We start from the raw sequence: 23,626 nt of genomic DNA, 5'->3' as shown, positions 1-23,626 counted from the left end.
TTATACCGTCAGCACAACGCAGCTGTCCGCGTCCCAGCACAGGCGCACTTCGTCGCCCCAGGTCGGCTGGCCCTTCCGGTAGCGATGTTCGTTCTGCAGCTGGGCGCTGAGCATCTGTCCGCTTTTCAGGCGCACGTGGTAGATGGACAGATCGCCCAGATAGGCAATGTGCACCACTTCGCCGACGGCAAAGTTGTAACCGTCGGCAGGCGGATCGTCACAGAGCATGATCTTCTCCGGGCGCAGCGCCACGTAGACCGGCACGTTGTCCACTACCGAGCTGTCAGGATCGACCTTAAGCGGATGCTGCAGCCCCGGCGATTCGATGACCAGACCATCCTCCTGACGATCCTTCAGCAGTCCTTCGAAGACGTTGACCGAGCCGATGAACTCCGCGCTGTAGCGGGTGGTCGGATGCTCGTAAATCTCTTCCGGCTCGCCAATCTGCACGAACTTACCGCGGTTCATGATCGCGATACGACCGGCCATGGTCATGGCCTCTTCCTGGTCATGGGTGACCATCACGCAGGTCACGCCCACGCGCTCGAGAATATCCACCACTTCCAGCTGCATGCGGTCGCGCAGCTTTTTGTCCAGGGCACCCATCGGCTCGTCGAGCAGCAGCAGCTTCGGGCGTTTCGCCAGGCTTCTCGCCAGGGCCACGCGCTGACGCTGGCCGCCGGAAAGCTGGTGCGGCTTACGCTTCGCGAACTCCTGCATGTGAACGAGGCTTAGCATTTCTGCCACGCGCGCGGTGATTTCGGCTTTCGGCAGCTTGTCCTGCTTCAGGCCAAAGGCGATGTTTTGCTCCACCGTCATGTGCGGAAACAGCGCGTAGGACTGGAACATCATGTTAATCGGGCGCTGGTACGGCGGCACGCTGGAGAGATCCACGCCATCGAGCATAATCTGCCCGGCGGTGGGCTGTTCAAAACCGGCCAGCATACGCAGCAGGGTCGATTTACCGCAGCCCGAGGCGCCCAATAGCGCGAATATTTCGCCTTTATAGATAGTCAGGCTGACGTCGTCCACGGCATGCTGGCCATCAAAAGATTTGGTGAGGTTACGAATTTCAAGAAGCGGGGTCAGCGCTTTACGGACTTTCGCCTGCGGGCGGGGGATCGCGTCATTCACGGGGTGCTCTCCGGCATAAATCAAATCATGGTGCAGGCGCACCAGAACGGTGCGCCCGTTGCCGGGGGCGGTGCGCTTGCCCGGCCTACGACTCACGGTAAATTATTTACCGCTTTTCACCTTAGTCCACGCACGGGTACGGACGCGGTCAATTTTTGGATCCTGAACCTTCAGGGTAAACAGCTTGGCGAACACGTCCGCCGGCGGATAGATTGCCGGGTTACTGCGGATCGCTTCGCTTACCAGCGGCACGGAGGCCTTGTTACCGTTGGCGTAGTACACGTGGTCGCTGATGTGGGCGATCACCTCAGGACGCATCAGGTAGTTAAGGAACTGATACGCTTCGTCTTTGTTTTTCGCATCAGCCGGCATCGCGAAGACGTCGAAGAAGGCCAGGGCACCCTCTTTCGGAATGAAGTAAGACACGTTCACGCCGTTTTTCGCCTCTTTCGCGCGGTTAGCCGCCTGCCACACGTCCCCTGCCCAGCCGATCGCCACGCAGATGTCGCCGTTCGCCAGGTCGTTGATGTACTGAGACGAATGGAAGTAACGGATGTTTGGACGCAGCTTCAGCAGCAGATCGGTCGCCGGGCCGGTGTAGTCATCCGCCTTGTTGCTGTTCGGATCTTTGCCCAGGTAGTTCAGCACGGTGGCAAAAATCTCTTCCGGCGCATCGAGGAAGGAGACGCCGCAGCTTTTCAGCTTCTCGAGGTTTTCCGGCTTCAGCACCACGTCCCAGCTGTCCAGCTTGACGTCCGGGCCCAGCGCGGCTTTGACTTTATCCACGTTGTAGCCGATACCGGTGGTCGCCCACAGGTAAGGCATGGCGTATTTGTTATCCGGGTCATGCTTGGCGACCAGCTTCAGCACTTCCGGATCGAGGTTTTTCCAGTTCGATAATTTGCTTTTATCCAGCGGCTGGAACACACCCGCCGTCAGCTGACGCTCCAGGAAGCTCGCGGAAGGCACGACCAGGTCAAACCCGGTGCTGCCCGCCATCAGCTTTCCTTCCAGCACTTCGTTGGAATCGAAAACGTCGTAAACCACCTTAATGCCGGTCTCTTTTTCAAAATTTGCCACCGTGTCCGGCGCAATATAGTCAGACCAGTTGTAAACGTGCAGCGTTTTTTGTTCCGCAGCGAGCGTGCCGGCAGAGACGGCCATCAGAGCACCCGCAACCAGACCCGATAACCATTTTTTATTCAAGGCGATCATAGTGTTATTCCTTCTGAAAGCTCGTTAACAAACGAACTAAAACTGTGCAATCTGGATATATGCAAAAATCATGCATAGTTTGTCGCTCTGCTCAAAATAAAAAGAAACCTCTTTACCCGGCAGCTTCCGCTCGCTTTTTTAAGCATCGCAAGAATAACTGTAGCCCGTGTCTCCGGCTATAGCCCAGACGAAAAAACGCCTTTTATCAATTTTTTATGCAGGTTAAGTCTACGTGATAAGCCGAAACGGCCTTTGAGGAGGTGAAATATTCTTTAAAGAAAGGTTAAAAGCAGCAGAAAAAATGGCCTTATGCAGCCGCTCTGGCAGCGACTGCGCAAAAGTCAGACAGGCTTAGTGAAGAAAATTGGGAGATGCATCATTATTCTCTGCATCATCTTCCGCGCTATACAGCAGATGGTGTGCATTGGCTTCCATCATTACCATGGAAATTTGCTCTTCACTCAAGCGCATAAACCAGGCGAACTGCTTGAACGACAGCCCGGCACCGGAGAATAAAGACTGGCAAACCACCAGTTTCGGCAGATTATCATCCTGTATATCGAGAAATGCTTTCACCGTCAAAGAACTGGCGTTGATCGCCGAGAGATCGGAGGCCAGCGCCAGCAGCGCGGACGGCTTCACTTCGGCCAGCGCGGAAAATAGGATCACGTCGTTAATCAGATCGATTTTGGCATCGAAAATGCCATCGAAATTCTGCATGTGAGGCAGATGCAGCGCCTGGCAGGAATCGCATTCAAAGAACGTGATCCCGGCATCATCAAGCCATTGACGTAACGTATCCAGTGTAGGAACGACCTGTAAATCCATCGCTGTGCAGCCTCTTTAATAAAAACTTCGCATAGGGTACTCAAAAAGCGCGCGGTAATCCATTTAACCACCCGTTTTAAGACAGTAGCCCGGCGTCGCATGACGTTCGATCCATGCGATCATTTTACCTGCAATATCGACCCCTGTGGTTTTTTCCACGCCCTCCAGCCCCGGCGAGGCATTCACCTCCATGACCAGCGGCCCGCGCGTCGCCCGCAGAAGGTCCACGCCTGCCACGTCCAGCCCGAGGGTTTGCGCCGCTTTGACGGCAATTTCCCGCTCGCGGTCGCTGATATCAGCCACCCGCGCCACGCCGCCGCGGTGGAGGTTAGAGCGGAAATCGCCCTCTTTGGCCTGACGCTCGATAGCCGCCACGACCTCGTTACCTACCACAAAGCAGCGAATATCGCGCCCTTTCGCCTCTTCGATGTACTCCTGCACCAGAATATGCGCATTCAGACCGCGAAAGGCGTCAATCACGCTCTCCGCCGCCTGACGGGTCTCCGCCAGCACCACGCCAATGCCCTGTGTGCCTTCCACCAGCTTGATCACCAAAGGCGCGCCGCCCACCATATCGATAAGATCGCTGGTGTCGTCCGGGGAATGGGCAATCCCGGTGACGGGAAGATCGATTCCCTGGCGGGCGAGCAGCTGCAACGAGCGCAGCTTGTCGCGGGCGCGGGAAATGGCGACGGACTCGTTGAGCGGGTAGCTGCCCAGCATCTCGAACTGGCGCAGCGCGGCGGTGCCGTAATAGGTGATCTGGGAGCCGATGCGGGGGATCACCGCATCAAAATGCGGCAGCTTGCGGCCTTTGTAGTGAATCGACGAGGCGGCCGGGTCGATGTTCATATAGCAGGACATCGGGTCGAGGATCTCAACCTGATGCCCGCGTTTCGCCGCCGCTTCTCGCAGGCGCTTACATGAATAGAGCGTTCCATCCCGGGACAATATGGCAATTTTCACCCTGCACCTCTCTGAAGACATGGAAAAAGCCTGCATATCATATACGCAGGCAGGCGCAGGAGGAATGGACTATCGCGTCGCCCACCCCTGTTTGTGGAGGTAATCAAGAATAAACGGGCGGTTTTCTTTGATGATGGTGCGGCGAATATGATCAGTCCAGGTGTCGCGACGGTTATTGCTGCCGCGCGTCATGTAATAGTTGGCCAGCTCTTCATCATATTGATTCAGGACGTTCTGATCGACCGGCTGGTAGTGGTTTTCGTGCACCAGCATCGCGGCAGGAATGCGCGGCTTCAGATCCGGGTTATCCGCAGGCCAGCCGAGGCACAGGCCAAACAGCGGCAGCACGTGTTTTGGCAGCTTCAGCAGATCGGTCACGCTTTGAATGTTGTTACGCAGCCCGCCAATATAAACACCGCCTAATCCCAGCGACTCCGCCGCCGTAAAGGCGTTTTGCGCCATCAGCGCGGTATCCACCACGCCCAGCAGCAGCTGTTCGGCCAGCCCCAGCTCGGCCTCAGGGCAGATCTGCAGGTGGCGGTTAAAGTCGGCGCAGAACACCCAGAACTCTGCCGCCTGGGCCACATGCTTCTGCCCGCCGGTCAGCGTGACAAGCTGTTCACGCATGGCCGGGTCGGTAATGCGGATAATCGAGCTGCACTGCAGGAAGCTGGAGCTGGAGGTCGCTCTTGCGCTGTTAATAATCGCTTCGCGCTGCGCCTCGGTAATCGGCTCATCGGTGAAGTGGCGAATGGAACGGTGGGAAAGGAGCAGGTCTATGGTTGGCGTCATCTTGTCTCTCTTTGTCGTGCTTAATACGTATGGCAGCCAGTATAGGCAATGATATGCGCGGTGTAATTGGCGAAACATAGCTCATAGATATTATAACGACAGGCGAAACCTTCTTTAATGACGACAGGTTATCGGGCACTATACGTGCTATTCGCCGTCAGGCTTGTTTTTTGAGGAGAGAGAAATGTTTGCAGTAATTTTTGGTCGTCCAGGGTGCCCTTACTGTGTTCGCGCGAAAGAGCTGGCTGAGAAACTGACCGAAGAGCGCGATGACTTCAACTTCCGTTATGTGGACATCCACGCGGAAGGCATCACCAAAGCCGATCTGGAAAAAACCGTCGGTAAGCCGGTTGAAACCGTACCGCAGATCTTCCTCGATCAGAAACACATCGGCGGTTGCACCGACTTTGAAGCCTACGCCAAAGAACATCTGGGCCTGTTTGCCGCTCAGTAATGAAAAGGCGCCCTCACCGTGAGGGCGTTTTTATTTGTGGTGCCGTCGGTGCTGAACCAAACTGCGCACAAACAGGTAGCAGAGCGCGCCAAGAGCGCACCAGAACACCGCGCTCAGCAGCCACGCCAGCTCCTGCCAGAAACTCCGCGTTGAAATATACAGCAGGCGCATCATCAGCAGACACAGCGGCGCTGCGAGTATGGCACCGAGAAGCGGTTTCACCACCTCCCCTTTGCGGGAGAGAAAACTGGCGGCAGCCCCCGGCAGCGTGAAGAAGAGCAACCCCAGCTCAGGATGCCCGGACGCCCTGAACGCGCCCTTCACATTAAATGCGAGCGACATGCACACGACCGTGAACAGCAAAAAACAGCTGATCACCCCCGCCCAGTTTCGTTTCATATTCAAACTATCCTCCTGACTTATCTCTATCAAATACACATTCGTCGGGTAGACGCCCAGTCAGATAAAGCAGTGCGGCAATCCATGCCAAAGTACGCACAGGGTGATGCGATAATCAGTAGCTGTCAGTAGCTAATGCGATTAAACTACACGCCAGCTAATGTTTTAGGGAATAAAGCAGGAAACAGGGAGCGTTAACGCCTTTCCCTGACCCAGAAAACAGTAGCCCAAAAAGTCCTTTCATTCAACAACTTACTGGTAAACAAGAAGTTAGCCTCCGTGAATATAAACGTCGCAGACTTGTTAAATGGGAATTACATCCTGTTATTATTTGTGGTACTGGCGCTGGGTCTTTGCCTGGGTAAATTGCGCCTGGGTTCGGTTCAACTCGGTAATTCCATTGGCGTTTTAGTCGTCTCCTTATTATTAGGCCAGCAGCACTTCAGCATTAACACGGACGCGCTGAACTTAGGTTTTATGCTGTTTATTTTTTGCGTTGGCGTAGAAGCGGGACCTAACTTTTTTTCAATTTTCTTCCGCGACGGCAAAAATTATCTGATGCTGGCGCTGGTGATGGTCGGCAGCGCGCTGCTGATCGCGTTAGGGCTGGGTAAACTGTTTGGCTGGGATATCGGGCTTACGGCCGGTATGCTGGCAGGCTCCATGACTTCCACCCCCGTGCTCGTGGGTGCCGGTGATACCCTGCGCCATTCCGGCATGGCGGGCGCGCAGCTCTCTACCGCCCTCGACCACCTGAGCCTCGGCTATGCCCTGACCTATCTGATTGGTCTGGTGAGCCTGATCGTTGGTGCACGCTACCTGCCAAAACTGCAGCACCAGGATCTGCAGACCAGCGCCCAGCAAATCGCCCGCGAGCGCGGCCTGGATACCGATTCCAAACGTAAAGTCTATCTTCCGGTTATCCGCGCCTATCGCGTCGGGCCGGAGCTGGTGGCATGGGCAGACGGCAAAAACCTGCGCGAGCTGGGGATTTACCGCCAGACGGGCTGCTACATCGAACGCATCCGCCGCAACGGCATTCTGGCGAACCCGGACGGCGACGCGGTGCTGCAGATGGGCGACGACATCGCGCTGGTGGGTTACCCGGACGCCCATGCCCGTCTCGACCCGAGCTTCCGTAACGGCAAAGAGGTGTTCGACCGCGACCTGCTCGATATGCGCATCGTCACCGAAGAGATCGTGGTGAAAAACCACAACGCCGTGGGCCGTCGCCTGGCGCAGCTGAAGCTGACCGACCACGGCTGCTTCCTCAACCGCGTGATCCGCAGCCAGATTGAGATGCCCATCGACGATAACGTCGTGCTCAACAAAGGCGACGTTCTGCAGGTCAGCGGCGACGCGCGACGCGTAAAAACCGTTGCCGACCGCATCGGTTTTATCTCCATTCACAGCCAGGTCACCGACCTGCTGGCCTTTTGCGCCTTCTTTATCGTCGGGCTGATGATCGGGATGATCACCTTCCAGTTCAGCAACTTCAGCTTCGGCATCGGTAACGCCGCCGGGCTGCTGTTCGCCGGGATCATGCTGGGCTTCCTGCGAGCCAACCACCCGACCTTCGGCTACATTCCGCAGGGCGCGCTGAACATGGTGAAAGAGTTCGGTCTGATGGTGTTTATGGCAGGCGTCGGCTTAAGCGCGGGCAGCGGCATCGGCCACAGCCTGGGCGCCGTCGGCTGGCAGATGCTGGTTTCCGGCCTTATCGTCAGCCTGGTGCCGGTGGTGATCTGCTTCCTGTTCGGCGCCTACGTGCTGCGCATGAACCGCGCCCTGCTCTTCGGGGCGATGATGGGGGCGCGTACCTGTGCGCCTGCTATGGAAATCATCAGCGATACCGCGCGCAGCAACATCCCGGCGCTGGGGTATGCAGGCACCTACGCTATCGCTAACGTGCTGCTGACGCTGGCGGGTACGCTGATTATCATCATCTGGCCGGGACTCGGATAACTCCTAAGTTTGCGCGTAATGAAAAAATTTTTGTTACGCGCAGAACTTTTTTTGCAGGGGGCAGTCATAACTAGTGCCACTGCTTTTCTTTGATGTCCCCAATTTGTGGAGCCCATCAACCCCGCCGTTTTGGTTCAAGGTTGATGGGTTTTTTGTTGCCTGAAATTCCCCTTCCTCTAATCTAACCTTCTCTCTTACCATCAAAACATATATGATTAAACACATATGAGTTAATCCGCTAGCAGGAATCCGCATGCTCCACCCCCTCCAGCTCTTCAAAACCCTCTCCGACGAAACGCGGCTCGCCATCGTCATGCTGCTTCGTGAAGCGGGCGAGCTGTGCGTCTGCGATCTCTGCGCCGCGACCGCCGAATCTCAGCCGAAGGTCTCCCGCCACATGGCGCTGCTGCGCGAGTCCGGGCTGGTGATCGACCGTCGCGAGGGCAAATGGGTCCATTACCGTCTCTCTCCCAACATGCCTGCATGGGCGGCAACCGTTATCGACAACAGCTGGAACTGCCTGCGGGAAGAGACGCGCATGAAGCTTAAAAACCGGCTTCCGGGCTCGTGCTGATAACAATACATTCACAAAAACAGATATAACGGAGTAAAAGATGTTTCTGGCAGGGGCTATTTTTCTGTTTACGCTGGTGCTGGTCATTTGGCAGCCAAAGGGGCTCAGTATCGGCTGGAGCGCGACCATTGGCGCTCTGCTGGCACTGGCAAGCGGAGTGATCCACATTAACGATATACCTGTGGTGTGGAATATCGTCTGGAACGCTACGGCAACGTTTATCGCCGTCATCATCATCAGCCTGCTGCTGGATGAGTCCGGCTTTTTCGAATGGGCGGCGCTGCACGTTGCCCGCTGGGGAAACGGTCGCGGTCGATTGCTGTTTACTTATATCGTACTGCTGGGTGCGGCCGTGGCGGCGCTGTTTGCCAATGACGGTGCGGCGCTGATCCTCACGCCTATCGTTATCGCCATGCTGCTGGCGCTGGGCTTCAGCAAGCAGGCCACGCTGGCGTTTGTGATGGCGGCAGGTTTTATCGCCGATACCGCAAGCCTGCCGCTGATTGTATCCAATCTGGTCAACATCGTGTCGGCAGACTTCTTTAAGCTGGGGTTCAGCGAATACGCCTCGGTGATGATCCCGGTAGATATCGCCGCGATTGCCGCAACGCTGGTGATGCTGCATCTCTTCTTCCGCAAGGAAATTCCCCCGGAATATGACCTGGCGAAACTTCAGGAGCCCGCGCGGGCCATTCACGATCTCCCGACGTTCAGAACGGGCTGGATCGTGCTGCTGCTTCTGCTCGTCGGCTTCTTTGTGCTTGAACCTCTCGGCATTCCGGTCAGCGCCATCGCCACCGTCGGCGCGCTGATTTTGTTTACCGTTGCAAAACGCGGGCATGCGATAAACACCGGAAAAGTGCTGCGCGGCGCACCGTGGCAAATTGTTATCTTCTCGCTGGGGATGTATCTGGTGGTGTATGGCCTGCGCAATGCCGGGCTGACGGACTCTCTCACAGGTGTACTGAATAGCCTGGCCGGACACGGACTGTGGGCCACCACGCTGGGGACCGGGTTCATCACCGCGTTTCTGTCATCCATAATGAACAATATGCCCACGGTGCTGATTGGCGCGCTCTCCATTGAGGGCAGTACGGCGACGGGATTGATCAAGGACGCGATGATTTACGCCAACGTAATTGGCTGCGATCTGGGGCCGAAAATCACGCCTATCGGTAGCCTCGCCACCCTGCTCTGGCTCCACGTGCTGGCGCAGAAAAACATGACGATTACCTGGGGCTACTATTTCCGGACGGGCATCATCATGACGCTGCCGGTCCTGTTTGTGACGCTCGCCGCGCTGGCGCTACGTCTCTCCTTCACACTGTAATGAGCCACTGATATGAGCCACATCACCATTTATCACAACCCCGCCTGCGGCACGTCGCGCAATACGCTGGAGATGATCCGCAACAGCGGCACGGAGCCGGAGATTATCCTCTATCTGGAAACCCCGCCGTCGCGCGAGAAGCTGACCACCCTGATTGCCGACATGGGCATTTCGGTGCGGGATCTGCTGCGTAAAAACGTGGAGCCGTATGAACAGCTCGGCCTTGCTGAAGATACCTTCACCGACGACCAGCTTATCGATTTTATGCTGCAATACCCGATCCTGATTAACCGTCCAATCGTGGTGACGCCGCTTGGTACCCGCCTGTGCCGCCCGTCTGAAGTCGTGCTCGACATTCTGCCGGAGGCGCAGAAAGGGGCGTTTACCAAAGAGGATGGTGAAGCCGTCGTGGACGCCAGCGGGAACAAAATCGAACCCAGGTAAAACTGGCAGGGCGAGTGATGCCTAAGGGTTCCCCTCGCCCGCAATTCTCCCCACCATCGCCCGGATCTCTTCGCGGGTTAACGGCGCCCGGTCGGTGACATAGTGCAGCGTCATCCCTTCGATAAACGCGTCCAGCGCGCGAGTGGTGACCGGGTCGAACCACTGCTCCAGCGTGGTCTGGCTCATCTTCATCCAGTCCTGCATCACCGTTTTGAGCGCCGCGCTGCGGTGCATAAAGGCGTAGAGCTGATACATCAGCGCCATGTTGTGCGGCGTGGTCACCTGCGAGCTGTGGATCAGCGTGGTGATGGATTCGCACGCCATTTCCGGCCCGGTGACGCCCGAGAAGAAATCCCGGTATTGCTGCGACATCTGTCGGGTAAACCATGTGAAGGCCTCCTCCAGCAGCGGCTCCATACCGTCGAAATAATAGGTCATCGACCCCAGCGGCACGCCCGCGCAGGTGGCGATTTTACGGTGCGTGACGGCGTGAATCCCGTGCTCGGCAATGGTATCGAGCGTGGCCTGCAGGATCTTCTCCCGGCGATGCGGATCGTTCGGTGGTCTGCTCATAAATTCCTCACGTGGTTTATGTACAAATGTACACAAACTTGCTAGTGTTGTCGCTATCGTTGTACTTCTGGTGCTCCCCAATGACGCTGACCTCTCCCCGTAAAGCCCTGCAGCTCCGCATGTGGGCGCTGTTTATGTTCTTCTTCATTCCCGGCCTGCTGATGGCCTCCTGGGCCACGCGCACCCCCGCCATTCGCGATATTTTGTCCGTTTCTACCGCTGAGATGGGCATCGTCCTGTTCGGCCTGTCGATAGGCTCCATGAGCGGCATTCTCTGCTCTGCCTGGCTGGTGAAGCGCTTCGGTACGCGGGCGGTGATCCGCACCACCATGTGCTTCGCGGTGTTCGGGATGGTGATATTAAGCGTGGCGCTGTGGTTTGCCTCGCCGGTGCTGTTTGCCCTGGGGCTGACGGTATTTGGCGGCAGCTTCGGTTCGGCTGAGGTTGCCATCAACGTTGAAGGGGCGGCGGTCGAGCGCGAGATGAACAAAACCGTGCTGCCGATGATGCACGGTTTTTACAGCCTCGGCACGCTCGCCGGCGCGGGCGTGGGGATGGCGCTGACGGCCACCGGCGTGAGCGCGAATCTGCATATTCTGCTGGCGGCGCTGGTGTGCATCATTCCGATCCTGACCGGCATCCGGGCGATCCCGAACGGTACCGGCAAGAATTCCGCTGAAGAACAGCATTCGGCGGAAAAAGGGCTACCCTTCTACCGCGATTTCCAACTGATGCTCATCGGCGTGGTGGTGCTGGCGATGGCTTTCGCGGAAGGTTCCGCCAACGACTGGCTGCCGTTGCTGATGGTGGACGGTCACGGCTTTAGCCCGACCTCCGGTTCGCTGATTTACGCCGGGTTTACGCTGGGGATGACCGTCGGGCGCTTCACCGGCGGCTGGTTTATCGACCGCTACAGCCGCGTGGCGGTGGTGCGCGCCAGCGCCCTGCTGGGCGGCCTGGGTATTGCGATGATCGTCTTTGTGGACGTGGACTGGATTGCCGGGGTCTCGGTGATCCTCTGGGGTCTGGGCGCGTCGCTCGGCTTCCCGCTGACCATTTCAGCCGCCAGCGATACCGGCCCGGATGCCCCGACGCGCGTCAGCGTGGTGGCGACCACGGGCTATCTTGCCTTCCTGGTCGGGCCACCGCTGCTCGGCTTCCTCGGCGAGCACTACGGGCTGCGCAGCGCCATGCTGGTGGTATTAGGGTTGGTCATCATCGCGGCGCTGGTGGCGCGCGCGGTGGCAAAGCCGGAAACGAATCAAACGACACTGGAGAAGGGATATGAGCGTTAAACTGATCGCCGTCGACATGGATGGCACATTCCTGAGTGATGCCAAGACCTATAACCGCCCGCGCTTTCTGGGGCAGTATGCGCGCATGAAGGCGCAAGGCATTCGCTTCGTGGTCGCCAGCGGTAACCAGTATTACCAGCTGATCTCCTTTTTCCCGGAGATCGCGCATGAAATTGCGTTCGTCGCTGAAAACGGCGGCTGGGTGGTCGATGCCGGGGAAGATGTATTCAACGGCGAGCTGACAAAAGCGCATTTCAGCACCGTGGCCACCGTGTTGAATGATGTCCCCGGCATTGAGATTATCGCCTGCGGGAAAGGCAGCGCCTACACCCTTAAGGCCTATGACGATGCCTTCATTGATATCGCGTCAAAATATTATCACCGCCTCGAAAGGGTGCAGGATTTCGACAACCTGAACGACATCTTCTTCAAGTTCGGGCTCAACGTTTCCGATGATGAAATTCCGCGCATTCAGGCGCTGCTGCATGAAAAGCTGAGCGACATTATGGTGCCCGTCACCACCGGTCACGGCAGCATTGACCTGATTATCCCCGGCGTGCATAAAGCCAACGGTCTGCGGATCCTGCAAAAGCGCTGGGGCATAGACGATAGCGAAGTGGTTGCCTTCGGCGACAGCGGCAACGACGTGGAGATGCTGCGCCAGTCCGGGTTCAGCTTTGCGATGGCGAATGCCAGACCGCATATTAAAGCGGCGGCGCGTTTTGAAGCGCCACACAATAACGATGAAGGCGTTTTAAACGTGATTGAGAAGGTGCTGAACGGGGAGGCACCGTTTAATTGATACCGTGCGGTCTGGTGCCCTCACCCTAGCCCTCTCCCACAGGGAGAGGGGACTGTTCCGTGCACTCACACAGGGAAAGGGAATAAGAATTAAGGTTGCAGGGCGTTTCCGACGCGTTTGTCTTTCAGGAACACCACCATCAGGCCAACCCACAGCGCGCCGTTGGCGAGGTTAAACAGGCTGAACAGACCGTTGCCGCCCAGGGCGTAGGCATGCTTGCTCACTTCGATACCGACGGTAAAAATCAGCATCTGCAGCATCCCCATCGCCGCGGACACCGTGCCTTTACTCATCTCGCTCGCAAACAGCGTCAGGCGCACCAGGCCGGCGTTCGCCACGCCAATCCCGAAAGCATAAATACTCAGCCCCGCCGTCATCCACAAGTACGCGTGGGATGACGCGACGGTCGCCACCGCAGCAAGAATCAGACCTGCCGCAATCGGCCAGCCGCCCATAATAATCAGGGAACGCACGGTGCGGCGAGACGTTAGACGGGCCAGTACCAGGTTACCGATAATCAGCGCGCCAAAGATCGGCACCTGCAGCAGGCCGTACTCGTAACTGCTGAGTTTTTCACCGCTGATGATTATCACCGGTGACTGCGCGATCCACGCCAGCAGCGGCAGGCTAACGAATCCGGTCGCCAGCGCCCCCGCCACAAAGCGGCCATTTTTCAGCACTGCTTTGTAATCCCGGCCCAGCTCTTTCAGCGAGAGTTTTTCGCCCAGACGGGTAGCCGTTTCCGGCATCGCACGGTGCAGGCCGAAGAACGCAATAGCGGCGAGAACGGCAAAGAGCACAAACATCCCTTCCCACGGTGCAACGTGCACCCATGCGGCCCCCACCAGCGGCCCGAGTAAGGGGGCGATCAGCGCCACGTTCGCCATCAGCGCGGTAATTTTGATACACACCGCCTCTTCAAACGACTCCTGAATGGCGGCATACCCCACGGCGCCGATAAAGCACAGGCTGACCCCCTGCAGGAAGCGCAGCAGGGTAAATTGCTCAATGTTTTGTGCCAGCAGCGTAGCAAGACAGGTGACGATAAACCACACCACACCCGTCAGCATGACCGGGCGGCGGCCAATACGATCCGACAGCGGGCCTAACAGCCACTGTAAAAACATGCCGCCGGCCAGGTAGGCGGTCATGGAGGTCGGCACCCACTCAATTCCCGCGTTGTACTGCTCCACAACGGCCAGCATACCGGGCTGGATCATATCGTTGCCGATATAGGTAGAGAATTCGTAGAGCACCAGACACAGGGGGAAAAGCAACGCCTGACGACCCAGACGTGAACCAGAAGTAGAACGGTTTAACATGCAATCTCTTTATGATGACAAAATCGCGACGAGTGTAATGAAATGCCGCAGCCCGAGATAGTAATTTATCGAGGATAAACAGAAATAAAGCACATATCGTCTTCGTTTAAGGTTTCCTTAAGTTGACAGATTTATGATAGCCCGATTATTCGTCAACGACCTCATATTATGGCACTCACCTCCAGCCGTTCAGAATTGTCTAACTTACAGACAAATAAGACAAAACGACTTTACCGCTTACCGCCCCGCTTTTATGGTTATCAGCTTTTAGTGCTGATAGTCCTTGCCGTGGTGTTTACGTGGCTATCGCGCAATGAAGCGTTCGACAGATGGATCACCGGCTTTTGGTATGACGCGGCGACACAGACTTTCCCGCTGCAAAAAGACCACCTGCTGGATCTGCTGAACCATCGTCTGGCGAAGTACATTGCGATCGCCTTAGGCGCCATGGCGCTGTTTTACGGCGCTTATAAACGTAATGCAAGGCTGGTCACCGCTGCGCTGCTGATGGGGCTTGGCGCGCTGGTGGTCGGCGTGCTGAAAAGCATGAGCCACCATAGCTGTCCGTGGGATCTGGTGGAATATGGCGGTAAGGCCGTGTCTTATCCTCTGTTCAGTTCCGTTCCGGCAGACAGCGGTCCGGGGCGCTGTTTCCCAGGAGGTCATTCCTCCAGCGGCTTTATGGTGATGGGGCTGTTTTTTGCCTTCTGGCGCAAGCGTCCGCGTCTCGCCTGGAGTTTTGTTGCCCTCGGCGTGCTGCTCGGTCTGGCGATGGGCTTCGGCCAGGTCATGCGCGGGGCACATTTTTTCTCTCACAACCTGTGGGCCGGGTGGTGGGTCTGGTTTTCCCAGGTGGCAGTCTACGGGCTGGTTTCCACCCGGTTTGCAAAAGAGTGATAACGCTATGCTAGAGAATCTGAATTATCAGCTGTTTTATCTGATCAACGCCACCCCGGCCTCGCCAGAGTGGATGATCGATTTTGCCACCTTTCTGGCGAAAGACCTTATCAGTATTGTGCCTGCGCTGGCAGCCATTCTCTGGCTGTGGGGGCCCCGCAGCCAGGTCAAGGCGCAGCGCCAGCTGGTGATTAAAGTGGCGATGGCACTCGGAGTAAGCGTACTGGTCAGCTATATTCTCGGCCACGCGTTCCCGCACGATCGTCCGTTTGTCGATCGCATCGGCTATACCTTCCTGCACCACGCGCCGGATGACTCCTTCCCGAGCGATCACGGTACGGTTATCTTCACCTTCGCGCTGGCTTTCCTGTTCTGGCATCGCCTGTGGTCTGGTGCAGTCCTGATGGTGGCGGCCCTGGCAATCGCCTGGTCTCGCGTTTACCTGGGCGTTCACTGGCCGCTCGATATGGTGGGCGGTTTCCTGGTCGGGCTGATTGGCTGCGTGAGCGCGGCTATCCTGTGGAGCCTCTTCGGTGAAGCGCTCTACCGCACGCTGTCTTCACTCTATCGTGCCATTTTCGCTATCCCGATCCGCAAAGGCTGGATACGTGACTAACCCCAACCTGACAGGTTACACTTGAACCCCCGCCCTGCGGGGGTTCACTTTTTTTATCCCGAGGAACTATGGAAACACGTCGCGATGACCGCATTGCTCAGCTGCTACAGGCGCTGAAGCGCAGCGATAAGCTGCATCTTAAGGAAGCCGCCAACCTCCTCGGCGTCTCAGAGATGACCATTCGTCGGGATCTGAACAGCGACAGCGCTCCCGTGGTGCTGCTGGGCGGGTATATTGTGCTTGAGCCGCGTAGCGCCAGCCATTATCTGATCAGCGACCAGAAGACGCGGCTGGTGGACGAGAAACGCAAAGCCGCGCGCCTTGCGGCCACGCTGGTACAGCCGCACCAGACGCTGTTTTTTGACTGCGGAACGACCACGCCGTGGATTATCGAAGCCATCGACAGCAGCATTCCTTTTACCGCCGTGTGCTACTCCCTCAACACCTTTCTGGCGCTTCAGGAGAAACCCGAGTGCAGGGTAATCCTCTGCGGCGGCGAGTTTCACGCCAGCAACGCCATCTTCAAGCCGCTTAACCTGCAGGACACGCTCAGCAATTTATGCCCGGACATCGCGTTTTATTCTGCCGCAGGCGTGAACGTGCGCCAGGGTGCAACCTGCTTTAATCTGGAAGAGCTGCCGGTGAAGCACTGGGCGTTAAGCGCCGCGCAGTACCATGTGCTGGTGGTCGATCACAGTAAGTTTGGCAAGGTGCGTTCGGCAAGAATGGGCGAGCTGGCGCAGTTTGACGCCATCGTCAGCGATTGCCGCCCGGACGACGAGATTGTAGCCCATGCAAAGGCGCAGCAGGTGAAGTTGATGTATTAAGAGGGGTGCGGCCTGACGCCCTCACCCCGGCCCTCTCCCAAAGGGAGAGGGAGAAAACCCACAAGATTTAACTAAACCAGCTGCCAAACCACCCGTGGAATTTCATCATCACGAAATCCCACATCCGGCTAAAGAAACCGCCCTCTTCTACCGCTTCCATCACAATCAGCGGACGCTGTTCAATCGACTTGCCGTTTAGCTGGAAATCAATCGTCCCGACCACCTGGCCTTTTTTCAGCGGCGCGGTGAGCTGCGGGTCAGTCAGGGTATAGCTGGCCTTCAGGTTTTTCAGCTGGCCGCGCGGAATGGTCACGGAACCGGCCTCACCTGCCCCCAGATTCACCTCGCTCTTGTCACCAAACCAGACGCGCTGGCTGACGAACGTGGCATCCGGTTTAATCGGCGTCACGGTTTCATAGAAGCGGAAGCCCCAGGTCAGCAGTTTTTCTGATTCATTAAAGCGGATGCGGTCGGTTTTGGTGCCCAGCACCACCGAGATCAGACGCATATCGCCCTGCGTCGCGGAGGCCACCAGGTTATAGCCCGCACCGGCCGTAGTGCCGGTCTTCATTCCGTCCACGTTGACGTTGCTGCTCCACAGCAGACGGTTGCGGTTCGGCTGGCGAATTTTGTTGAAGGTAAACTCTTTCTCTTTGTGGATGGCATATTCATCCGGCACGTCGTGGATCAGCGCTTTCCCCAGCAGCGCCATGTCGCGCGCGGTACTGAATTGTCCCGGCGCATCCAGACCGTGAACCGTTTTGAAGGTGGTGTTGGTTAAGCCGAGCTTCTGCGCGTAGCCATTCATCAAACCAATGAAAGAATCCTGGCTGCCGGCAACGTAATCGGCCAGCGCGATGCACGCATCATTTCCCGACTGAATGATTACCCCTTTATTCAGATCGGAGACGGAGACCTGATCGCCAGGCTTCAGGAACATCACCGACGAGCCGCGCAGCGCCGGGTTACCGGTCGCCCAGGCATCCTTCCCGATGGTAACCATATCGTCCAGCTTGATCTTGCCCGCTTTTAACGCCTGCCCGACGACATAGCTGGTCATGATTTTGGTCAGGCTCGCCGGATCGAGTTTCTCATCGGCATTGCCTTCCGCCAGCACTTTACCGCTGGAGTAGTCCATCAGGATCCAGGCGCGCGCGTCCACAGGCGGCGCTTCGGGCGCAGCCTGTTCAGCCGCGTAGAGCGTTGGTGCAAACAGGAAAAGGAGCGCAGAGCCTGCCGCCAGGCTGCGCAGAGAAGTCATTTTTCGCGTCATAAATGCCACCCGAGTGTCCATTCAAAAATTACGTCACATCACCGTGTCGCAAGAAGCGATGAGTAATAGCGCACTAAAACGGTTAAAGAAACCCAACGAGGGTAAAGTTATTAAAGTTTATGCAATAACATTCATTTACGCTTTGATTCAGGCGATTTTTTTGTCTTCTGTTGCGTAATTGTTAGGTTTATCTCACCATGGCGAAAAGCCGACCCGGATTCACATCTCATCAGGAGAAAATATGATTACGCTGTGGGGCAGGAACAATTCGACCAACGTTAAGAAAGTGCTCTGGACGCTGGAAGAGCTGGATTTACCGTTTAATCAAATCATGGCTGGCATGTCGTTCGGCGTGAACAAAGAGGCCGACTATCTGGCCATGAACCCGAACGGCCTGGTGCCGCTGCTGCGGGATGACGAAACAGACGCGACGCTTTGGGAGTCCAACACCATTGTGCGTTACCTCGCCGCCCAGTACGGTCTTGGCCGCCTGTGGGTTGAAAACCCGGCGCAGCGCGCCCAGGGTGAGAAGTGGATGGACTGGGCAAACCAGACGCTCTCCCCCGTTCACCGCGTGATCCTGATGGGGCTGGTGAGGACCCCTGAAGCCGAGCGCGACTACCCTGCTATTCATGCCGCGCAGGATGCCTGCGAAAACCTGTTTGCCATGATGGATGACGAACTGGCGAACCACGCCTGGTTCTCCGGTGAGGCGTTCGGCGTGGGTGATATTGCCGTTGCGCCGTTCGTGTGGAACCTGACCAACCTCGGTCTGAAGTGGACCCCGCGCCCGCACCTTGAGCGCTGGCTTAAACAGCTGAGCGATCGCCCGGCATACCGTAACGTGGTGATGATCCCGGTCACCTGATTACGCTCCGGACGGGCTGACTTTCAACAGCTGCCCGTCCGTTTCATCCGTCAGTACATACAGATACCCGTCCGGCCCCACCCGCACATCGCGAATACGCTTATCCCGGTCGCCCAGGATCCGACCGTCCTCCGTGACCCTGTTGCCGTCTACGCTCAGCACGATAACGTCCTTCTCCTTCAGTGCGCCGATAAACAGCTTGTTTTTCCACTGCGGGAACACGTCGCTGTTGTAGAACGCCATGCCGCTGACGGCGGGTGACACTTTCCAGACAAACAGTGGCTTCTCCGCGCCCTCAACGTGCTCGCCTTTGGCCTCCGGGATTTTCAGCCCGCTGTAGTTGATGCCGTGCGTCGCCAGCGGCCAGCCGTAATTTTTGCCCTTCTCCGGGATGTTGATTTCATCCCCGCCGCGCGGGCCGTGCTCGTTCAGCCACAGCGTGTCGCTCCACGGGTTCATCGCCATTCCCTGCGGGTTGCGAATACCATAAGACCAGATTTCAGGCCGCGCGCCGGAGGTATTCACAAACGGGTTATCCGGCGGCACTTTGCCGTCTTCGGTGAGGCGCACCACTTTACCCTGCAGCTTGTCCAGATCCTGCGCCGTCGGGCGCTGGTTGTTCTCGCCGAGTCCGATAAAGAGATACCCTTTTCCGTCGAACACCAGTCGCCCGCCAAAATGGTTTCCGGTAGAGAGTTTCGGCATCTGGCGGAACACCACCTGAAATCCCTCGATGCGGGAAAAATCGTCGCTCAGGCGGCCATAGCCCACCGCCGTTCCGGCCTTGCCGTCCTGCCCGGCTTCGGCATAGCTCAGCCAGACGCGACGCGACTTTTCAAAATCCGGCGCCAGCACCACGTCCAGCAGTCCTCCCTGGCCGTTCGCCCACACCTTCGGCACGCCGACAATGGGATCGGAAAGCCCTTTCCCGGCCTGCCAGCGCTTGAGCTGCCCGCCCTTAAGGGTGACCAGTAAACCGTTATTGCCCGGCAGGAACGCCATCGACCACGGGTGATCGAGTCGGTTTTGCAGCACCTCAACCTTCACCGCCTCTGGCGCGGCAATAAGCGAAAACGGAATGAATAACGCAGGCAGGAAAATCAACGAGGATCGAGGCATAACGCGCTCCTTTTTCGGCATATGGCATAAAGATTAGCCATTACCTCCGGGCGCGTTACCACTTTTACAAAAGCTTAATCAGATGGGGGGAGTTGTCTCCCCCCGGGCTCAGTGCTGTGAAAGCGTCTCGTGCTTATTCAGGCACATGATGCAAAGAGAGAGCGTTGTCAGGCAGTTTTCAAGCTTCTCCGCGTTAACAGCAATAAAATTCGGGCAGTCGTGGCGTCCGTTCATCAAACATACCCCTGCAATGGAGAGCACCTCAGCGGCACGGCGCAGCGCCATTAGCTCGCATTCATCGTATTCCGCCTTCAGGGTCGGTGCTTTTTCACGCATGAAATTACACAGTTCAAACAGGTTATCACGCAGATGTTCGCTTTCGCTGACTGACATATAGCCCTTTGCCTTCCTGAGCTGCAGATAGGCGGCCAGGTCGATTCGGGCGTTGATCAGCTTGTTAAGCAGATCGCGTTTCAGTCTGTCAACGGACATGCTATTTCCTCCTCTGTCAGCCATGTTGCATATTCAGAATAAGTTCATTTTTTGTACAGTTTAATGCCTGAGATCAATTATTCTTAACCAATTAACATTATTTACAATGTTACAACCTCTACCCGGCCCATCCCGCTTGCAAAGAGTGTATAAATCCCACGCGATACGCTGTAAAATCCCGCCCTGATAACTCCATAATTGATGAATTTTTAACCTATGAGTAATGTTACGCACCAGCCGAAAATCGGCTTCGTCTCCCTGGGCTGCCCGAAAAACCTGGTGGATTCCGAACGCATCCTGACCGAACTGCGCACCGAAGGCTATGACGTGGTGCCAAGCTACGACAACGCCGATATGGTGATCGTGAACACCTGTGGCTTTATCGACAGCGCGGTGCAGGAGTCACTGGAAGCCATCGGTGAAGCCCTGACCGAAAACGGCAAAGTGATCGTGACCGGCTGTCTGGGTGCGAAAGAAGACCAGATCCGCGAAGTGCACCCGAAGGTGCTGGAGATCACCGGCCCGCACAGCTACGAGCAGGTGCTGCAACATGTTCATCACTACGTGCCAAAACCCAAGCACAACCCGTTCCTGAGCCTGGTGCCGGAACAGGGCGTGAAGCTGACGCCGCGCCACTACGCTTACTTAAAAATTTCCGAAGGCTGCAACCATCGCTGCACCTTCTGCATTATCCCGTCCATGCGTGGCGATCTGGTGAGCCGTCCGATTGGCGAAGTGCTGGCGGAAGCGAAACGCCTGGCCGACGCGGGCGTGAAGGAGCTGCTGGTGATTTCCCAGGACACCTCCGCGTACGGCGTGGACGTTAAGCACCGCTCCGGGTTCCACAACGGCGAGCCGGTGAAAACCAGCATGGTGGGCCTGTGCGAGCAGCTGTCTAAACTGGGTATCTGGACGCGTCTGCACTACGTCTACCCGTACCCGCACGTTGACGACGTGATCCCGCTGATGGCGGAAGGCAAAATCCTGCCATACCTGGATATCCCGCTGCAGCACGCCAGTCCGCGTATCCTGAAGCTGATGAAGCGCCCTGGCTCGGTTGACCGCCAGCTGGCGCGCATCAAGCAGTGGCGTGAAATCTGCCCGGAATTGACCCTGCGCTCCACCTTCATCGTCGGCTTCCCGGGTGAAACCGAAGAAGACTTCCAGATGCTGCTCGACTTCCTGAAAGAAGCGCGTCTTGACCGCGTCGGCTGCTTCAAATACAGCCCGGTAGAAGGCGCAACCGCCAACGAGCTGGCGGACCAGGTGCCGGAAGAGGTGAAAGAAGAGCGCTGGAACCGCTTCATGCAGCTGCAACAGCAGATCTCTGCCGAGCGTCTGCAGGAAAAAGTGGGCCGCGAAATTATGGTCATCATCGACGAAGTGGACGAAGAAGGCGCGATTGGCCGCAGCATGGCGGACGCCCCTGAAATCGACGGCGCGGTGTACCTGAATGGCGAAACCAACGTTAAGCCGGGCGATATTATTCGCGTGAAGGTTGAAAACGCGGATGAGTATGACCTGTGGGGTAGCCGGGTTTAATCTCCCTCCCTCTGTTGTAGGCCGGGTAAGGCGTAGCCGCCACCCGGCACATTTTACTGCACTACCCCTTAATCCTCGGATCCAGCGCGTCGCGCAGCCCGTCCCCCAGCAGATTAAACGCCAGCACGGTCAGGAAAATCGCCAGACTCGGGAAGATCGCCACGTGCGGCGCAATCACCATATCCGCCCTCGCCTCGTTCAGCATCGCGCCCCACTCCGGCGTCGGTGGCTGAGCCCCTAACCCTAAAAACGACAGGCTGGCCGCCGAGATAATCGACACCCCGATACGCATGGTGAAATAGACCACGATGGACGATACCGTGCCCGGCAGAATATGGCTAAAGAGGATGGTAGCGTCGCTTGCCCCCATGCTGCGGGCGGATTCGATAAAGGTTTGCTGTTTCAGCACCAGCGTGTTGCCGCGCACCAGGCGGGCAAAGGCCGGTATCGAAAAGACCGCGACGGCGATAATCACGTTCGCCATACCACTGCCCATGATAGCCACCACGGCAATCGCCAGCAGAATGCCGGGGAAGGCAAACAGCACGTCGCAGATGCGCATGATGATGCGGTCCCACCAGCCTTCGTAATACCCGGCGACAAGCCCCAGCACGGTCCCGATGGCCGCGCCGATCAGCACCGCGAACACTCCGGCGGCGAGAGAAATCTGCGCCCCCACCAGCACGCGGCTGAAGATATCGCGACCGAGGGAGTCCACGCCGAACCAGTGCAGCATCGAGGGGCCGTCGTTCAGACGGTCGTAGTCAAAATAGTTCTCCGCATCAAACGGCGCCACCCAGGGCGCAACGATCGCCACCGCAATCAGCAGCAGCACAAACAGCCCCGCCGCCATCGCGACCGGCTGACGGCGAAAACGCCGCCAGAATTCGGACCACGGCGTGCGGACATGCTCCGGTTTCAGCCCCGGCATCGCGCTCAAAACGGCCTGACGCCGCCAGTTCAACAATCGCATCTTACTTGTACCTGATGGCCGGGTTAATGGCGGCGTAGAGCACGTCCACCACTAAGTTGATAAGAATAAACTCCAGCGAGAAAAGCAGGACTTCCGCCTGAATCACCGGGTAGTCGCGCATCTCGACGGAATCGACCAGCAGACGTCCCAGCCCCGGCCAGTTGAAGACCTTTTCCACGACGATAGAGCCACCCAGCAGGAAGCCAAACTGCAGCCCCATCATCGTCACCACCGGGATCATCGCATTGCGGAACCCGTGCTTGAGAATGACCCACTTCTCGCTGACCCCTTTCGCCCTCGCAGTGCGAATATAATCTTCGCTAAGCACGTCCACGAACGAGGCGCGGGTAAAGCGGGCCATCACTGCCGACACGGCCGCGCCCAGCGTCATGGAGGGCAGAATATAATGCTTCCAGGTATCGGCCCCGACGGTCGGTAGCCAGCCCAACTCGACGGAGAAGATCTGCATCAGCAGCATCCCCAGCGCGAACGCCGGGAAGGAGATGCCGGTCACCGCCAGCGCCATGCCGAGCTTGTCCGGCCAGCGGTTGCGCCAGACGGCCGCGACAATCCCGGCGCCAAGCCCAAACACCACCGCCCAGCTCATGCTGGCTATCGTTAACCAGAACGTCGGCATAAAGCGGCTGGCAATCTCCTCCGACACCGGACGGCGCGACACCATCGAGATACCAAAATCGCCCTGCAGAACGTTGCAGATATAATGGATGAACTGCATATACAGCGGCTGGTCGAGGCCAAGCTGTTTACGCACCAGGTCAATGACGGTGGCATCCGCTTCAGGCCCGGCAACCAGACGCGCCGGATCGCCCGGCAGCATATGGACAAACAGAAACACCAGCACCGCCACAATCAGCAGCGTCGGGATAAGCCCCAGCAGGCGTTTACAAACATAGTTCAGCATGAGG

General features: G+C 57.3%; 25 protein-coding genes. 12 read left to right on the top strand and 13 right to left on the bottom strand.

Annotated features, from left to right (window positions below; genetic code table 11):
* The 5 genes from potG to nfsA all read right to left on the bottom strand — a co-directional run bounded on the left by potG (position 1) and on the right by nfsA (position 4,935).
* Positions 1 to 1,134, bottom strand: a complete 1,134-nt coding sequence (potG, locus tag HBM95_07490) for a putrescine ABC transporter ATP-binding subunit PotG (GenBank protein ID NIH42773.1) — start codon at positions 1,132 to 1,134, stop codon at positions 1 to 3.
* A 102-nt stretch (positions 1,135 to 1,236) separates the two neighbouring features.
* Positions 1,237 to 2,349 (bottom strand): spermidine/putrescine ABC transporter substrate-binding protein PotF, encoded by a 1,113-nt coding sequence (gene potF / locus HBM95_07485; GenBank protein ID NIH42772.1) that lies wholly within the window; start codon positions 2,347 to 2,349, stop codon positions 1,237 to 1,239.
* Between the two features lie 351 nt (positions 2,350 to 2,700).
* The gene (locus tag HBM95_07480; protein ID NIH42771.1) at positions 2,701 to 3,177 is read right to left on the bottom strand and encodes a YbjN domain-containing protein; all 477 of its coding nucleotides are present in this window, start codon (positions 3,175 to 3,177) and stop codon (positions 2,701 to 2,703) included.
* A gap of 63 nt (positions 3,178 to 3,240) precedes the next feature.
* Positions 3,241 to 4,143 carry a 30S ribosomal protein S6--L-glutamate ligase gene (gene rimK / locus HBM95_07475; GenBank protein NIH42770.1) on the bottom strand — a complete coding sequence of 301 codons (903 nt, stop codon included), beginning with the start codon at positions 4,141 to 4,143 and terminating at the stop codon, positions 3,241 to 3,243.
* A gap of 69 nt (positions 4,144 to 4,212) precedes the next feature.
* Positions 4,213 to 4,935 (bottom strand): nitroreductase NfsA, encoded by a 723-nt coding sequence (nfsA, locus tag HBM95_07470; GenBank protein ID NIH42769.1) that lies wholly within the window; start codon positions 4,933 to 4,935, stop codon positions 4,213 to 4,215.
* A gap of 184 nt (positions 4,936 to 5,119) precedes the next feature.
* Here nfsA and HBM95_07465 point away from each other — a divergent pair, with 184 nt between their 5' ends.
* Positions 5,120 to 5,389, top strand: a complete 270-nt coding sequence (locus tag HBM95_07465) for a GrxA family glutaredoxin (GenBank protein ID NIH42768.1) — start codon at positions 5,120 to 5,122, stop codon at positions 5,387 to 5,389.
* 30 nt (positions 5,390 to 5,419) lie between these two features.
* On the opposite strand, the gene HBM95_07460 is transcribed toward HBM95_07465, so the two are convergent.
* Positions 5,420 to 5,788 (bottom strand): hypothetical protein, encoded by a 369-nt coding sequence (locus tag HBM95_07460; GenBank protein NIH42767.1) that lies wholly within the window; start codon positions 5,786 to 5,788, stop codon positions 5,420 to 5,422.
* 279 nt (positions 5,789 to 6,067) lie between these two features.
* Here HBM95_07460 and HBM95_07455 point away from each other — a divergent pair, with 279 nt between their 5' ends.
* The 4 genes from HBM95_07455 to arsC all read left to right on the top strand — a co-directional run bounded on the left by HBM95_07455 (position 6,068) and on the right by arsC (position 10,101).
* Positions 6,068 to 7,753, top strand: a complete 1,686-nt coding sequence (locus HBM95_07455) for an aspartate:alanine antiporter (protein ID NIH42766.1) — start codon at positions 6,068 to 6,070, stop codon at positions 7,751 to 7,753.
* Between the two features lie 253 nt (positions 7,754 to 8,006).
* The gene (locus HBM95_07450) at positions 8,007 to 8,327 is read left to right on the top strand and encodes a metalloregulator ArsR/SmtB family transcription factor (GenBank protein NIH42765.1); all 321 of its coding nucleotides are present in this window, start codon (positions 8,007 to 8,009) and stop codon (positions 8,325 to 8,327) included.
* Positions 8,328 to 8,367: 40 nt separating this feature from the next.
* The gene (locus HBM95_07445; GenBank protein ID NIH42764.1) at positions 8,368 to 9,657 is read left to right on the top strand and encodes an arsenic transporter; all 1,290 of its coding nucleotides are present in this window, start codon (positions 8,368 to 8,370) and stop codon (positions 9,655 to 9,657) included.
* Between the two features lie 12 nt (positions 9,658 to 9,669).
* Positions 9,670 to 10,101, top strand: coding sequence for a glutaredoxin-dependent arsenate reductase (gene arsC / locus HBM95_07440; protein ID NIH42763.1), 432 nt, complete (start codon positions 9,670 to 9,672; stop codon positions 10,099 to 10,101).
* Between the two features lie 21 nt (positions 10,102 to 10,122).
* Here arsC and HBM95_07435 read toward each other — a convergent pair whose 3' ends face one another.
* The gene (locus tag HBM95_07435; GenBank protein ID NIH42762.1) at positions 10,123 to 10,674 is read right to left on the bottom strand and encodes a TetR family transcriptional regulator; all 552 of its coding nucleotides are present in this window, start codon (positions 10,672 to 10,674) and stop codon (positions 10,123 to 10,125) included.
* Positions 10,675 to 10,754: 80 nt separating this feature from the next.
* Here HBM95_07435 and HBM95_07430 point away from each other — a divergent pair, with 80 nt between their 5' ends.
* Both HBM95_07430 and HBM95_07425 read left to right on the top strand, forming a co-directional pair.
* Positions 10,755 to 11,969, top strand: coding sequence for an MFS transporter (locus HBM95_07430; GenBank protein ID NIH42761.1), 1,215 nt, complete (start codon positions 10,755 to 10,757; stop codon positions 11,967 to 11,969).
* Complete coding sequence (locus HBM95_07425; protein NIH42760.1) at positions 11,959 to 12,771, top strand: HAD family hydrolase; 813 nt, start codon at positions 11,959 to 11,961, stop codon at positions 12,769 to 12,771. The genes HBM95_07430 and HBM95_07425 overlap by 11 nt, the downstream gene beginning before the upstream one ends.
* A gap of 89 nt (positions 12,772 to 12,860) precedes the next feature.
* On the opposite strand, the gene HBM95_07420 is transcribed toward HBM95_07425, so the two are convergent.
* Positions 12,861 to 14,093 (bottom strand): MFS transporter, encoded by a 1,233-nt coding sequence (locus tag HBM95_07420; protein NIH42759.1) that lies wholly within the window; start codon positions 14,091 to 14,093, stop codon positions 12,861 to 12,863.
* Positions 14,094 to 14,261: 168 nt separating this feature from the next.
* Here HBM95_07420 and HBM95_07415 point away from each other — a divergent pair, with 168 nt between their 5' ends.
* The 3 genes from HBM95_07415 to deoR all read left to right on the top strand — a co-directional run bounded on the left by HBM95_07415 (position 14,262) and on the right by deoR (position 16,433).
* Complete coding sequence (locus tag HBM95_07415; GenBank protein NIH42758.1) at positions 14,262 to 14,990, top strand: phosphatase PAP2 family protein; 729 nt, start codon at positions 14,262 to 14,264, stop codon at positions 14,988 to 14,990.
* A gap of 7 nt (positions 14,991 to 14,997) precedes the next feature.
* Positions 14,998 to 15,606, top strand: a complete 609-nt coding sequence (ybjG, locus tag HBM95_07410; protein NIH42757.1) for an undecaprenyl-diphosphate phosphatase — start codon at positions 14,998 to 15,000, stop codon at positions 15,604 to 15,606.
* A 68-nt stretch (positions 15,607 to 15,674) separates the two neighbouring features.
* Positions 15,675 to 16,433, top strand: coding sequence for a DNA-binding transcriptional repressor DeoR (gene deoR, locus HBM95_07405; protein NIH42756.1), 759 nt, complete (start codon positions 15,675 to 15,677; stop codon positions 16,431 to 16,433).
* Between the two features lie 67 nt (positions 16,434 to 16,500).
* Here the strand turns inward: deoR and dacC are convergent, their stop codons facing one another.
* Positions 16,501 to 17,706, bottom strand: a complete 1,206-nt coding sequence (gene dacC / locus HBM95_07400; protein NIH42755.1) for a serine-type D-Ala-D-Ala carboxypeptidase — start codon at positions 17,704 to 17,706, stop codon at positions 16,501 to 16,503.
* 241 nt (positions 17,707 to 17,947) lie between these two features.
* Here dacC and HBM95_07395 point away from each other — a divergent pair, with 241 nt between their 5' ends.
* On the top strand, positions 17,948 to 18,574 hold the full coding sequence (locus HBM95_07395) for a glutathione S-transferase family protein (GenBank protein ID NIH42754.1): 627 nt from the start codon (positions 17,948 to 17,950) through the stop codon (positions 18,572 to 18,574).
* Here HBM95_07395 and HBM95_07390 read toward each other — a convergent pair whose 3' ends face one another.
* On the bottom strand, positions 18,575 to 19,693 hold the full coding sequence (locus tag HBM95_07390; GenBank protein ID NIH42753.1) for a PQQ-dependent sugar dehydrogenase: 1,119 nt from the start codon (positions 19,691 to 19,693) through the stop codon (positions 18,575 to 18,577).
* A 108-nt stretch (positions 19,694 to 19,801) separates the two neighbouring features.
* Complete coding sequence (bssR, locus tag HBM95_07385) at positions 19,802 to 20,185, bottom strand: biofilm formation regulator BssR (protein ID NIH42752.1); 384 nt, start codon at positions 20,183 to 20,185, stop codon at positions 19,802 to 19,804.
* Positions 20,186 to 20,401: 216 nt separating this feature from the next.
* On the opposite strand from bssR, the gene rimO reads away from it, so the two are divergent.
* On the top strand, positions 20,402 to 21,727 hold the full coding sequence (gene rimO / locus HBM95_07380; protein ID NIH42751.1) for a 30S ribosomal protein S12 methylthiotransferase RimO: 1,326 nt from the start codon (positions 20,402 to 20,404) through the stop codon (positions 21,725 to 21,727).
* Positions 21,728 to 21,788: 61 nt separating this feature from the next.
* Here the strand turns inward: rimO and gsiD are convergent, their stop codons facing one another.
* Together gsiD and gsiC are read right to left on the bottom strand one after the other, a co-directional pair.
* Complete coding sequence (gsiD, locus tag HBM95_07375; protein NIH42750.1) at positions 21,789 to 22,700, bottom strand: glutathione ABC transporter permease GsiD; 912 nt, start codon at positions 22,698 to 22,700, stop codon at positions 21,789 to 21,791.
* Position 22,701: 1 nt separating this feature from the next.
* Positions 22,702 to 23,622, bottom strand: coding sequence for a glutathione ABC transporter permease GsiC (gsiC, locus tag HBM95_07370; GenBank protein ID NIH42749.1), 921 nt, complete (start codon positions 23,620 to 23,622; stop codon positions 22,702 to 22,704).
* Positions 23,623 to 23,626 lie beyond the last annotated feature (4 nt).

It is taken from the genome of Enterobacter asburiae (assembly GCA_011754535.1).
Classification (GTDB): domain Bacteria; phylum Pseudomonadota; class Gammaproteobacteria; order Enterobacterales; family Enterobacteriaceae; genus Enterobacter; species Enterobacter cloacae_N.
Note: the sequence above shows the minus strand (reverse complement) of the source record. Positions and strands in the feature narration are given on the sequence as shown.

Bases quoted from the DNA above. Each gene is read 5' to 3' on its own strand.
- HBM95_07430 (NIH42761.1), top strand. From the start codon at position 10,755: ATGACGCTGACCTCTCCCCGTAAAGCCCTGCAGCTCCGCATGTGGGCG.
- dacC (NIH42755.1), bottom strand. From the start codon at position 17,706: ATGACGCGAAAAATGACTTCTCTGCGCAGCCTGGCGGCAGGCTCTGCG.
- HBM95_07395 (NIH42754.1), top strand. From the start codon at position 17,948: ATGATTACGCTGTGGGGCAGGAACAATTCGACCAACGTTAAGAAAGTG.
- HBM95_07460 (NIH42767.1), bottom strand. From the start codon at position 5,788: ATGAAACGAAACTGGGCGGGGGTGATCAGCTGTTTTTTGCTGTTCACG.
- HBM95_07415 (NIH42758.1), top strand. From the start codon at position 14,262: ATGGCACTCACCTCCAGCCGTTCAGAATTGTCTAACTTACAGACAAAT.
- bssR (NIH42752.1), bottom strand. From the start codon at position 20,185: ATGTCCGTTGACAGACTGAAACGCGATCTGCTTAACAAGCTGATCAAC.
- HBM95_07420 (NIH42759.1), bottom strand. From the start codon at position 14,093: ATGTTAAACCGTTCTACTTCTGGTTCACGTCTGGGTCGTCAGGCGTTG.
- HBM95_07465 (NIH42768.1), top strand. From the start codon at position 5,120: ATGTTTGCAGTAATTTTTGGTCGTCCAGGGTGCCCTTACTGTGTTCGC.
- HBM95_07425 (NIH42760.1), top strand. From the start codon at position 11,959: ATGAGCGTTAAACTGATCGCCGTCGACATGGATGGCACATTCCTGAGT.
- gsiD (NIH42750.1), bottom strand. From the start codon at position 22,700: ATGCGATTGTTGAACTGGCGGCGTCAGGCCGTTTTGAGCGCGATGCCG.
- ybjG (NIH42757.1), top strand. From the start codon at position 14,998: ATGCTAGAGAATCTGAATTATCAGCTGTTTTATCTGATCAACGCCACC.
- HBM95_07480 (NIH42771.1), bottom strand. From the start codon at position 3,177: ATGGATTTACAGGTCGTTCCTACACTGGATACGTTACGTCAATGGCTT.
- rimO (NIH42751.1), top strand. From the start codon at position 20,402: ATGAGTAATGTTACGCACCAGCCGAAAATCGGCTTCGTCTCCCTGGGC.
- HBM95_07450 (NIH42765.1), top strand. From the start codon at position 8,007: ATGCTCCACCCCCTCCAGCTCTTCAAAACCCTCTCCGACGAAACGCGG.
- potF (NIH42772.1), bottom strand. From the start codon at position 2,349: ATGATCGCCTTGAATAAAAAATGGTTATCGGGTCTGGTTGCGGGTGCT.
- deoR (NIH42756.1), top strand. From the start codon at position 15,675: ATGGAAACACGTCGCGATGACCGCATTGCTCAGCTGCTACAGGCGCTG.
- gsiC (NIH42749.1), bottom strand. From the start codon at position 23,622: ATGCTGAACTATGTTTGTAAACGCCTGCTGGGGCTTATCCCGACGCTG.
- nfsA (NIH42769.1), bottom strand. From the start codon at position 4,935: ATGACGCCAACCATAGACCTGCTCCTTTCCCACCGTTCCATTCGCCAC.
- HBM95_07445 (NIH42764.1), top strand. From the start codon at position 8,368: ATGTTTCTGGCAGGGGCTATTTTTCTGTTTACGCTGGTGCTGGTCATT.
- arsC (NIH42763.1), top strand. From the start codon at position 9,670: ATGAGCCACATCACCATTTATCACAACCCCGCCTGCGGCACGTCGCGC.
- HBM95_07435 (NIH42762.1), bottom strand. From the start codon at position 10,674: ATGAGCAGACCACCGAACGATCCGCATCGCCGGGAGAAGATCCTGCAG.
- HBM95_07390 (NIH42753.1), bottom strand. From the start codon at position 19,693: ATGCCTCGATCCTCGTTGATTTTCCTGCCTGCGTTATTCATTCCGTTT.